Source organism: Dyella sp. AD56, from assembly GCF_002878475.1.
Lineage (GTDB): Bacteria > Pseudomonadota > Gammaproteobacteria > Xanthomonadales > Rhodanobacteraceae > Dyella.
This window is the reverse complement of sequence record NZ_NRDP01000026.1, coordinates 51,568-63,647: the sequence shown is the minus strand read 5'-3', so window position 1 is coordinate 63,647 and position 12,080 is coordinate 51,568. Positions and strand designations below refer to the sequence as shown.

The window sequence follows — 12,080 nt, the reverse complement described above, 5'->3', positions numbered from 1 at the left end:
TTTAGAACGTAAAACCAAATCGCGCGTACACGTGATAGCCCTTGCCATCAGAGGCGTCGAGCGAACTCAATGCCTTTGCGGCGTCAACGTGCAGTTCAAAACGATGGAAGCGCGGCAGGCGGAACACAAAGCCCACGCCGATATCGCTAACTTCCTGCATCTTTCCGCCATTGAGCCGGTTGCCACCCACCGGCCACCCTTTGGCGTAGTCGACAAAGGTTTCCAGCTCCAATAGCTCGCGCCATGGGCGCGCATAGAACGGCGACACCTTGTCGGCGAAGCCGGGCGCATCGACGTGGTATTCCACAGAGGAGTAGTACCCACGGTCGGCGAGCACGTCGGCAATCGGATAGGCGCGCACGGTGTCCGGGCCGCCGATGGCAAACTGCTCCATGGGCGTCAGCGCATCGTTGGTGTATTGGCCGGTGAACTTGAAATAGAGGCGTTGCGTGCGGGTGAGGAATTGCAGACGCGTATAGGCGACCTTGCCCACCGTGAAGCTGCTGTCGTGCCCGGGGCTTACCAGATCCACTTGCGATGGCGAACGGTCGCTGATCGACTGGCGCACGGCGACCTGCAGCAGGTCGATGCCATGAAAGCGCGTGTCGGTGTGGTTCATCGAAAAGCCGAACTCGGCCACGTCGAAGCGCTCGTCCGACATCAGCAGGATGCTGCTGTTGAGTTTGGACTCCTCGCGAATCAGACGGAACGTACCCATCGCCTGCAGGTTCGGCGTGTTGATGAACTTCCAGTCGGCGCCGCCGTACCAGGTCGACGTGGGGCCGTGCACGTGCAGCGAAGCGAAGATGCCGCTATCCACTTCCAGTTGGCTGCGCGTCGCACCAAATACGGCTGTAAGGCCGGAAACCGGCGCGATGGGGGCTCGATAACTCAACGCGCCAAACAGGCTCTGGGCGGGCGCGAACGCGTAATCGAGATTGGCGTTGAAGACATCGCCATAGCCCAGGGGACTGTTCCAGGCCAAACCGACCTGCGCACGATAGCGGCCAGTAACGTCTGTGCCGTAGTCGTTGCCACCCACCGTGATCACATAGGGTCGCTTCTCTTCCTGAGCCACCATGATCAAGTCGGTTTCGCCCGTTTGCTCGCCGGGCTGAAAGGTCGAGGTGATCGCTACGCCTGGCAGGTCACGCGCGTACAGCAATGCGGTATCCACATCGTCTTTCTGCAGCGACTGGCCTTTGAGGTGTTCGGCCGGGGCCGCGATGATGTCTGCGCTATAGCGTTTGGCGCCCTTCACCACCACTTTGCCAATCGTGCCCTCCAGCACCCGTATCTCGACGATCTGGTCGGCACCAACGGTTTGGGCTGGCACCACGGCCTGCGCCACGATGAAGCCACTGGTGCGGTAGCGCTGGGTGATGGCCGCGGCCACCTTCTCCATCTGCGCAATGCTCAGTCGCGGAGGCTCGGCCGTACCGGCCATCTGCTTGTACTGTTCGTCGGCCAACGCCTGGATGCTGGCGGGTGTGATGTGCGCGGATGCGTGCTCTCCGACACCCGTCACACGAAAACCTTGCACGGCCATCTTGGCGGCCGCGACGGGCTCGCGATCCTTGACGGGCGGCACGATGTCTTCGCTATTGCCAGGCGTCGGCGATGCCGTCGCGGCGTCCATGTCGTTCGCATAAAGTCGCTCACTGCCCATGGCCAAAGCCAGGGCAGCCGCAAGGCATGCCATTCGCACTGTGGATTTCCCCTGTAGAAATCGCCCTGTCCCTGTGGTCCCTGCCAGGGTGGCCGGGGTACCCGGCCACGGAAGTGGCCGGCAACGTACCAAGGCGGTCTGGCTCGGCCGAGTCATGCGGCGAGCAGCCAGTATGCCAGCAGTGCACACAAAAGAACGCCCGTCGCCCAAACCCACAGACGCCCACTCAACAACCAGGGTCGGGATGGAAACATCGACGGCAAGACGTCCGCTTGGGCGGAACCATCGTAGGCGGATGGCGGGTCTTGCTGGGACGGCGTACTCGTCGCGGTGCGGCGAGTGATGGCGCTATCGCCGCCCTGCAGCGTGCCCAGCAACCTGCGGCGGCGCGCTCGATATTCGTCGCGGGTCAGGCGCCCCATGCGATGCGCATCGTCCAGCGCGCGCAGCCCTTCGTTGACCCCCCACTCGCGCTCGCTCATTTCAGCTCCCGAAGTACACGGAAGCCCACGTCTTTCTGCGGAGTACCGCTGTCCGTGCGGCGCGCCTCTACCGTGCAGTCGGACCAATAGCTGTTGAAGCTGCCGCCGCGCACTAGCGTGGCGCCATCACTGGTCACCCATTCCCATACGTTTCCCGACATGTTGACCAGCCCCCATGGATTGGGTTCGCGCCCCCGCGCAGCCACTGGCGCACCGGTAACGTCGGCGCCTTGACTGGTCGGTGGGATGCAGTTGCTGTCTTCGGACTGCTTCCAACTCTGGCCGGCCTGGGCGGCATGCAGCCATTCGGCATCGCTCGGCAAGCGATAGGTAAATCCCGTGCTGCTGGTGAGCCAGGCTGCATACGCCTTGGCCTGCACAAGGCTGATATTGCTCACGGGCAGACTGCCAAGCTCGGGATCATCGACGGTAATGGCATGGCACTGGCCGCTAGCCGTGCAGAAGCGGTTGAAATCGTTGACGGTGATTTCCGCGCGCGACATGGCATACGCAGCGCCGCTGCCTACCCCAGGCACCACGACCAACGAAGGGCCGCGCTTGCCATCAAGCACATCAGAGCAGACCTTGCCCGCGCCAACCAGCGCCGACCCGCCACAGGGATCCGGACCTGTGGCGACACCGGCTTTCGTTGCTGTCGTTTGCGTGGCAGTCACTGCAGCGGCGGTGGATTTGGCCGTCTGTGCTGCAGGGGTGTTAGCTGCTGGCGTTATCGCTGGAGCGGCCGAGCTTGCCGTTGCCGGCGTAGTTATCAGTGCCGCAGCGGGCTTGCGTGCTTCCAGTCGCGCGGCGAACGAGCCTTGCGGCAGCTGGCCACGCTGCTTCATGTCTGTCTCAAGGCTTTCCAGCGTCGCGCTGTCCGTCTTGCGCAGATCGGCGAGCTGCTTTTTCAGGCGGTCATAGTCCGCATCGGACAGCGCACTCGTGCCGCCCTGCATCAGGTCGGACACGAAAGCGTAGCGCTCACGCGCGCTGCGCAGGTCCGCGCGATTGCCTAATGCGCGAGTGCCCTGCCCCGCAATGTCCGCTGCGCCCTGATAGCGTCCGCGCTGGAAGGCATCCTTGGCCTGTCCGAGGTAGGCCGTCGCCAGGAGCTGTGGTCCCTCGTTGGCCAGGAAGGGAGCATTGGGTTGCAGCGTGCGCACACGATCCAGCGACTCCTGCGCCTTGGCCACGTCATTGGCCGCCGCCGCACGACGCATCGACTCAATGCGTGAGTCGATCTCCGCCGCCACGCTGTCCTTGGCAAGCTGGGCTTCCAGCTGTTGCTGCAGTCCATCCAGCCGACCGCGCTGCTCAAGCAATCGCGACGAGCGCGGCACATATTGCAGGCCGAAATTCACCCATGCCAACGTGCGCTGCGCCTGCATCGGGTCGTTGACCTTGGCCGCTTCGTCGGCCACTGCGTTGCCCAGGGCGTCGAACAGGCGTTGTGTTTCGGGCGCGTTGTCGTTCTTCAACGGAGTGGCGACCCGCGTGATCGCGGCCTCCCAATCCACCGTGCTGGCGGGCTTGGCCAGAAGGTCGGCCAGTTCACGACGCGCGTCCGTCAGGCTCTGCGTGCCCGGCGCTGCTTGCGCTGCCGTGGCGATCTGCTGCAGTGAGGCGGCCTGTTCGTCCGCCGCCAGCTGTACGCCGCGCTGCTGCAACCGGGCGGAGCCGGGGAACAACGTGGTGGCCAGCGCCAACCGTTGCTTGGCCTCGTCGAGCCGGTCGGCGGCCAATGACTGGCCGATGGCGGCGTCGTACTTCAGCTCAAGCTCGGCGTTCTTCAGTAGCGCGCTGCCAGGGTCCACTGCACGGATGCGCGCCAGTGTGGTCACGACATTGTCGGGCTGGTCTTCGAAGATGGCGCCCGCATCGATCTGCCGGGTCAACTGCGTGTCCAGCGTGTTGAGCAGTTCATTGCGCTGCTGTTCCAGCTCGCCACGCTTCATGTCCAGCGCCGGTGAATACAAGCGCAGTTGGTCGCGCAGAGCCAGCACGCGCTGCGCACCCGCGTAATCGAACCGCTGCTGCGACGGCTGCCAGTAGGTGTCAATGCGGCTGAGCAGGTAACTCTGGATGGCCTCTCCCTGATCAATGATGACCCGCTTGCGGTCGTCCTCGTCCAGCGTCGCCAGTGCCTGCATGGCCTGCACTTCGTTCGCGTAGCGCTGCTTGCCGATGGCGGAGAAGCTCGCGATCACCTTGGCGAGGTGATGACTGTGCATGTAACGGCTCACGCCCCAGCCGCCGGCCACCAACAGGACCAGTGCGAGCGAACCACCCAGCACATACGGGCCCATCCGTTCTTTAAGACCTACCTCGCGCAGCCCTTCGATCAGCGCTTCGGCATTCTTCAGGCGCTGATCGCTGGTCAATGCCACGCTGTCGCACAGCGTCTTGTGCTGGCGACGGGTCAGTCCCGGCACGGCGGGCGGCTTGCGCCCTTCCTTCTGCACCACCTCGGCGCTGACCTTGTCAAACGGGTGCTTACCGGTCAGCAATTCGAAGCACACACACCCCAGCGCATAGATGTCATCGTTGGGCGACGGCTCGCTGCCGCGGATCATCTCCAGGCTCGCGTAGGCCGGCGTCAGCGCGCCCAGCGTGCCTGCATCGAATAGCGTCTGTTCGCCCGATGCATCCCCGGCGAACTTGCCGGCCCGGGCGATGCCGAAGTCGAACACCTTGGGCAGGCCTTCGCGCGTCACCATCACGTTGCCGGGCTTGAAGTCCGAATGCACGATGCCTGCGGCGTGCGCACGCCCCAAGGCCCGCGCCATGCCCTCGATCAGCGGACGGGCCTTGGCCAGCGGCATGCCGTTGTAAGCGCGCTCCCGGATCAAGCTCTTCAGATCCGAGCCGTCGATGTACTCCATCGTCATGAACACGATGGTGCGGTCCTTGTCGAAGTCGAACACCCGCACAATGTTGTCGTGCGCCAGCAGTTGCGAACGGCGCGACTCACGTTGCAGCGCAATCAGCGAGTCGGGATGGCGGCGAAACTCGTCATTCAGCACCTTCACCGCGACATAGGGATCGCGGTCGCGGGCTTCCACCTTGCGTTCGTCCTTCGCCAGATAGACCACGCCCATGCCGCCACGGCCCAGCTCTCGCTCCAGATGAAAGCGCCCCTTCAACAGCGAGCCCACGGTGACGTAGTCGCCCCCCTCTTTCGCCGCGATGCTCTCCCAGCTACCGAGGCTGGACAGGCCACTGGTGGTGCCGTGCGTCGATGTGTCTCCGGGACTATGGCCAGCTTGCGTGGGTCCGTGTGCCTGCGGCTTGACGACGGTCATCTCGTCGTCCGTTGCAGGGGGCGACGACACCTGCACAACGGTCAGTTCGGGATCCGGTGTCTGCGGCGGCTTGAGCGCGGCGGGCATCATCACGGTAACGTCGGCGTCCACCGGTGCGCGCGCAGCGATAATCCGCATGGCGCCCAAGCGGGCGATCAGTGCAAGTACCACGTCGGCATCCAGCTCGCCGGCTTCACGCATCTGTTCCAACTGCGCCACCTCTGCGCGATAGTCGGCCTCGTCCAGCACGCCGCGTGCTTTGACCGCGTCGAGCAACGCAGGCAAGGCGATGCGTCCGGCGCGGAGTTCATCCACTAGCTCCATCAGGGGCAGTGCGCGCGGTACGGCCATGGTCATTCCTCCAGGCGCACGATGACGGCGGAGACGTTGTCGCGCGCTGCCCGGCTCATCGCCAGGTCAAGCAAGCTGGCCACCAGGGCCTGCGGTTCCTGCGCGCGACGACAGGCGTCGTCCAGCTCGGCATCTGACATTTCCTTGTTGATTCCATCGGTACAGAGCACGAACTGCGTACCGGAGCGCGAAGCGGCCACCACCCAGTCGACGAACAACTGCGGCTCGGCACCAACCGCGCGGGTAAGCGCACCCGGTGAAGGCGTTGGCGTGGCATGGTGGATCTGCGTCACGTCGTCTTTCACGCCGTGCACGTGGTCACGGGTGATCTGACGCAACTGACCGTCCTCGTAGCAATAGGCCCGACTGTCACCGACCCAGCCGCACAGCATGTATTCCTCGTCGTACACCAGCACCACCACGGTGGAACCAATCAGGTCGACGCCTCGCGCAGCCGCGGACTGCAGCAAATCACCGTTGACGCGCTGCAGCTCATCTTCGATCGCCTCGATGAAGTCGACGACAGTCCCCTGGCGTGGCACGGAGGCCAGCCGCTCGACGATCATCGAGCTGGCATAGTCGCCGGCCGCATGCCCACCGAGGCCATCCGCCACTACCCACAGCCCCGCTTCGTCGCGCAGCAGGATGGCGTCCTCGTTGTGTGCCCGGACCTTGCCGGTCACCGTGCGCCCGGCGGACTGATACCGCGTCATCATGGGTGTGTCTCCGAAGGCATCAAGGCATCCGGCGAGCGCCAGGCTCGACCAGCGTGCGTAGCGTCGATGAAACCCGCAAAAGCCTCCGGCGCCGGCAGTCCTCGCGTGGCAAGCACGCTGGCCGGCACGCGCGCACCACCGCCGGACCACCACAGGCACCAGGGCTGCGACAACTCGCTGAGTCGCGACCACCAGCCCAGCAGGGTGGGCGTCGCGTCGGCGTGGCGCGGTAGCGGGAAGCGCCAGTGATCGGCGGCACTCCAGTCCACATCGATAGGTGGATGGCGGCCCGGTATGGCGGTTTCGTCAGAGAGATCGGTCAGCGCGCGCACCTGCATGTCGAACAACTCCACACCCCATGCGGGATCGGTTGATGCGTCGACACCCATGCGCTCGGCCTGTGCATACCAACCCTGGTCTTCGTGCCATGCGCCGGCCCCCGGTGCATGCGGGATACGCGTGGCGATCACCAAGGGAAAGCAGCGCCCTACCCGATCGCTCGACGGCAGCATCACCCCGGCCATGGCGTGACCACCGCACACGCCCGGCGGCAACATGAAGCGCCATGGCGGGCTTGCCTGAAAGCTGTGTTTCCATGCGCCGCCAAGCGCATCAGGAAGCGCAGCCACGGCATATTCGAAATGCCGGTCCCAGGCATCCACAAAGGCGACCGGCAGGCGGCGCTGCACGAAGTCTCCCGCGCTGGGCAACTTGCCAAAGAATCCCGCGGCGTCGGCAGTGGTCATTGGCCTAGCCACCACAGCGGAAGCGCTGTACGTCGTCGTTGAGGAACGGGTTACGCAAGTTGCTCGCCTGGATGCCCAGCTTGGCGCCGCGTCCACCGAAGTCGAACGTGGCCAGGAAACGAAGGTCCGACTGCTTCTGCAACTGCGCTGCCTGCAGTGCACGAAAGAAGGCCCAGTCGCCCTGGTAGTCGAAGCTGCTCAGCAGGCCGCCGCTGGCGTCATAGGCGGCGACGGTGACGTGCCCCGGCGTCGGGCCTGGCCATTTCATCGCCATGCTGGACGCACCGCCGGGTTGGTAATCGTACTTCTGTCCGTCGATGTCGACCACGAGTCGCGCAATGCCCGCATCGAGCACGGGCGTGAGCACCGTGAAATCCACTTCGGGGAGATTCCCGCCACGGAAGTACATCTGCTTGATGCGGTCGGCCGCCTGCAGTTGGGCCAGCATGGCCGGCGAGCCAGGAACGACGCCTGGACTGTCCTTCCAGCGCCATGTCTTGCCGGTGGCGTCGATCAGTTTGTCCAGGCTCTGCTTGTACAGCGTGTCGAAGCGACCGCCAGAGCCGAACATCTCGCCGAAGTTCTGCACAGGAATATCGCTGCGACTGTCCGGTGAGAACGGATAACGTCCACGGATGAAGTCTCCGCAATCCTTGGCAACGGCTTGCTGGAACTGATCATCCAGCGCGCCCTTCGCGCCCGAGGCCACCAACGCCTCGCTCTTGCCGGCAAGCGAACCCACCCAGTCCGATACCGGCGGTGGCAATTGCGACGCCTGTTGTCGCGCAAGCAGCAGCTGCGGATTGGGCTGGCCGGCTGCATTGCTGAAGTCCGTCATGGTCAGCATGGTCTTGCTCAGCTGATCCAGCGTGGCGAGTGTCTGATCGATCGGTGCGCTGCCAGGTGCACCTTCACTGAGTTTGTTGAGCGTTTCGAAATGGTCGCTGATCGCCTGCCCGGGCTTGTCCGTCGCCGCCTCCGGCTTACCACCCGCTGCTTTGGCCAGGGTCGCCGCCAAGGCATTGCTGGCGGCCTTCTTCTGCGCGGCACTGGCTGCGGCCGCAACGGCGTTGTCGGCTGCATCGGGCGGCGGCAAGCGCATCAAGTCGCTGGTGTTGTCGCGCACCAGCTTCAACAACAGCTTCAGTGGTGAACTGGGTCCGGCCAGCTTCGCTGCCAGGGCGCTAGCAGATGGCATGTCGCTCACCTGCTGCAACTGCAGATCGGCTAGCAAGGCATCCCATGCCTTGATGTAATCCTGTTGGTAGAGCGCAAGCACCTGCTGCGATAGGCGTGCACGCTGCAACGCGTCGATGGGCTGGGCACCGAATACCCAGTCGTCCTTGGCGAAGCGCTCCACCGCCTTCTCGATACCCTGACCAGCTTCCTCCGCGAACATCGGCTGGGTATAGAGCGCAGGCAGAGGTTGCGACAACGGCGTGCCGCTACGACGGCGGAACACCGTGCCGAGCAGACCCAGCTCCTTGTCGAGCTGCACGGGCGCATGGTCCGTACCTTCGGTCGTGAGCTGTAAGTTGCCGTAGATCAGACTGGCCAGATCGGCCGAGCGCAGCGTATTGCGCGCCTGTTCCACCAGGCCGTTGTCCAAGGTGATAGCGCGCAGCTTGCCCGGGTCGTCCAGCAGTACCTGAAAATGCCGCTCCAGTGTCTTCTGCAGCACCGGATCGTCCGGAAACACTTGCCGCCATTCCAATTGCGTCAACGCGGCCAGCTCGTCCACCTTGCCGCGTTTGGGCTGGCCCAGCATCAGGTAAGCCTTGAGGTAGTAGTACAAGGCCTGGGGTTCGGACGCATGGGCAGCAAGACCGGCTCGGAATTGTGCCGCCACACCCGGCAACAGCAGTCCGTTCAGTTCGCGCACGTAGGCGTCCTGCAGCTCGCTGCCCACCGCGCGCCCCTGGTACAGCCCAAACCGCATCGACAGTGGCACCTGCCCGCGATACTGCTGTGCGATGTCCACCACGCTGGACAGACTCTCCAGTCGCTGCAGAGCGAGGGCGAAATAAGTCTTCCGGTCATGCGCACCGGACATGTCCGCCTGATCCGGAAGGTCTTTCAGTGCTGCCTGCACCTGCGACAGATAGCTGCTGTTGCGCGCATAGCCCCCCGCGAAACCCAGCAGGAATAGCAAGGTGGCGGCGATGACGGCGAGGTACGAGGTCGCGTGCAGCAGCAGCTTGCGGCGCTCCAGCGCCGGATTGGTTCCGGCAAAGCCGGACTCCTTGAACAGCACACCCTTGAGCAGGCGCTCAACGAAGAAGGTGCGACTCTGCGCACCCGGCGTATGCACGCGCGACGCTTCCAGCCCGAACGTCCGCGCTACCGCCCCCATCATGCGGTCGATGGGTGTGCCTTCCTGCGTGCCCGAGGTGAAATACGCGCCGCGCAACAACAACGGTGCTCCATAGGCATGGCCGTTGAACACGCCCTCCACGAACTGTCGCGCCACATCACCAAGTGAGCTGAATTGTTGCGGAAAGGTCAGGATGGCGGCGCGACGGCTTCGATCACGCTCGTTATGCAGGCGATCCAGCAGGCGCGTGTTGAGACGGTCCAGCAAGAGCCGGAACTCATCGGCGAACATGCGCGCCGCGCCCCCGTCCATCGTCTTGCCAACGGGAAAGGACACGCCCCACACCTGGCTGCGCTGCTCCGGATTGAGATCGTCGAAGTATTCAGTGAACCCAGCCACCAGATCGCACTTGGTAAACACCAGGTACACCGGCACGCTGATACGAAGATGCTCCACCAGCTCGTCAAGGCGCCGGCGAATCAGATGTACGTGTTCGTCCCGGCTGGCCTCGTCCATGGTCAGCAGGTCGGAAAGGCTCGCAGTGACGATAACGCCGTTGACCGGGCGCCGGCGCCGATAACGACGAAGCAGCTTGAGGAACTCGCTCCACGCCGACGCGTCAGCGCCGCGATCGGAGTCTTGCGTGGTGTAACGACCCGCGGTATCCAGAAATACCGCTTCGTCCGTGAACCACCAATCGCAGTTGCGGGTGCCGCCGATACCCCGCACTGCTTGTTTGCCGAAGCGATCGGACAGCGGAAATTGCAGGCCCGAATGCTGCAGCAGCGTGCTCTTGCCCGATCCCGGCGGACCAATCACCACGTACCACGGCAACGTGTAGAGATTGGCGCCACCGCGACGCGTTTTGCGGAGCGTATCCACGGCTTCCTGGAATCGCGCCTGCAGTTGCACCCGCTCGGCAGCACTGCGGTCGCCACTGTCCTGCGCGCTGCGCGCATCATGTCCCGAGATTTCCTGGGATAGCTGTTGCTGCCGATGGCGCGCACGGAGTTGCTGGATCTGTAACCACGCTGCCCATGCAACGACCAGCAGCACAATCAGCACCAGGCGCGCCTGGACGCTGGCCAAGGGCTGCACAGTACCGAAGCCGAGGTAAGGGCCTGCCAGCCATATCAGCAGAGCCAGCAGCACCACGCCCACGAGGGTGATGAACCAACCTGCCTTGAGCAGTGAGAGGATGTTCTTCACGGCTCAACTCCCAGGAAGGTACAGGATCTCGACGCGACGATTGCGCGTGCGGTTGGCGGGCAGCTCCGGCGGGCGCGCGATCGGCTGCGAATCGCCGGCACCGCTGGATTCCAGCCGCACCGGGTTGTCCAGCGATTGAGCGAGGATGGTGCTGACAGCCTTCGCACGCGCCGCTGATAACTCGTAGTTGTCTTTGAACTTCAGTGAGCGCACCGGCTGGTCGTCGGTATGACCCACCACGATGGCTCGACCGGGCACCTGATTGAGCGCCTCGGCGATCTTCCGCAGTAACGGCAACTGCGACGAATCGACGTCGACACCGCCCGAGGAAAACATGGTCGCCGCGTTCAGGCGCAACAGCTCTTTTCCGTCCGATTGCTCATCAACGCCAAGCTGCCCTGCCTGGATTTCAGCGGCCAACAGTTCTTTAAGGGTCTTGTGTGCCGCCACTGGCCGCGCGATGTCCGCGGGTGGTACGGCCGACGACAGGCCGATGCGTGCTGCCTGCGCGCTCAACGGTGCGGATACCGCATTCAGGCGTACATGGAAATACACGAAGGCACCCACCAGTACGGCGGCGGCCGCAACCCCTACGACCCATAGCGGCACGTAGCGCATCAGCGGGTTGCGCCGGTCCTCGATGCCTCGCCAATGCGGCGCAAGCTCGTCGGCTGGCGGCGGGCGCTTTGCCTTGATCTGGCGGTAGAGCGACTCCTGCAAATCGGCGAGCTTGGCGCGGCCCCCGGCTTCAACCTGGTAGCGCCCTGCAAAACCTAGCGCAAGACAGGCGTACATCAGCTCGATCAAGTCGATATGCGTGGTGAAGTCGTTGCATAGCCGCTCGAGGATCTGGAAGAACTTCTCGCCGCCGTAACTCTCGCCATGGAACGTCACCAGCAGGGTCTTCTGCGACCAGCCGCTCTGGTCGCCCCACGGCGCGCTGAGTACGGCCTCGTCGAGCATGGTGCACAAAACGTAGCGGGCCGCGGTCATGGTTTGCGCGGATATACCTGCTTCTTTCGCGCGGTGCTCGAACTTGTGTACCTGCACCACCGCCTGCTCGCGCAGATGCGTCGCATTGGGTGGCGTTGCACTGTGCCTCAGCTGCACGCCAAGCAGAAGCAAGGGACTGGCAGCCTGCACCAGTGGATTCATGCCGCCACCGAGGAACTCGCTGATGTCTGTACGCTCGGGTTCCATGGCCGGCGGCCTGGACGCTGGCGCTGGTGCCGGCGTCGACGCTGCCGGTGCACCCTGCTGGCGCGGGCGCACTATCGTGGCGTCACGCATC

Annotated in this window: 7 protein-coding genes; all 7 read right to left on the bottom strand. The window is 64.1% G+C overall.

The window, feature by feature from the left end; all coding sequences use genetic code 11:
* Position 1 precedes the first annotated feature (1 nt).
* The 7 genes from DyAD56_RS17670 to icmH all read right to left on the bottom strand — a co-directional run bounded on the left by DyAD56_RS17670 (position 2) and on the right by icmH (position 12,079).
* Positions 2-1,669 carry a ShlB/FhaC/HecB family hemolysin secretion/activation protein gene (locus DyAD56_RS17670; protein ID WP_233202568.1) on the bottom strand — a complete coding sequence of 556 codons (1,668 nt, stop codon included), beginning with the start codon at positions 1,667-1,669 and terminating at the stop codon, positions 2-4.
* A 152-nt stretch (positions 1,670-1,821) separates the two neighbouring features.
* Positions 1,822-2,151, bottom strand: coding sequence for a hypothetical protein (locus DyAD56_RS17665; RefSeq protein ID WP_102304094.1), 330 nt, complete (start codon positions 2,149-2,151; stop codon positions 1,822-1,824).
* Complete coding sequence (locus DyAD56_RS17660; RefSeq protein ID WP_102304093.1) at positions 2,148-5,804, bottom strand: SUMF1/EgtB/PvdO family nonheme iron enzyme; 3,657 nt, start codon at positions 5,802-5,804, stop codon at positions 2,148-2,150. The genes DyAD56_RS17665 and DyAD56_RS17660 overlap by 4 nt, the downstream gene beginning before the upstream one ends.
* A gap of 2 nt (positions 5,805-5,806) precedes the next feature.
* Positions 5,807-6,520, bottom strand: coding sequence for a PP2C family serine/threonine-protein phosphatase (locus DyAD56_RS17655; RefSeq protein ID WP_102304092.1), 714 nt, complete (start codon positions 6,518-6,520; stop codon positions 5,807-5,809).
* The gene (tagF, locus tag DyAD56_RS17650) at positions 6,517-7,266 is read right to left on the bottom strand and encodes a type VI secretion system-associated protein TagF (protein WP_102304091.1); all 750 of its coding nucleotides are present in this window, start codon (positions 7,264-7,266) and stop codon (positions 6,517-6,519) included. The genes DyAD56_RS17655 and tagF overlap by 4 nt, the downstream gene beginning before the upstream one ends.
* A gap of 4 nt (positions 7,267-7,270) precedes the next feature.
* On the bottom strand, positions 7,271-10,789 hold the full coding sequence (gene tssM, locus DyAD56_RS17645) for a type VI secretion system membrane subunit TssM (protein WP_102304089.1): 3,519 nt from the start codon (positions 10,787-10,789) through the stop codon (positions 7,271-7,273).
* Positions 10,790-10,792: 3 nt separating this feature from the next.
* On the bottom strand, positions 10,793-12,079 hold the full coding sequence (gene icmH, locus DyAD56_RS17640) for a type IVB secretion system protein IcmH/DotU (RefSeq protein ID WP_233202598.1): 1,287 nt from the start codon (positions 12,077-12,079) through the stop codon (positions 10,793-10,795).
* Between the last annotated feature and the right edge of the window lies 1 nt (position 12,080).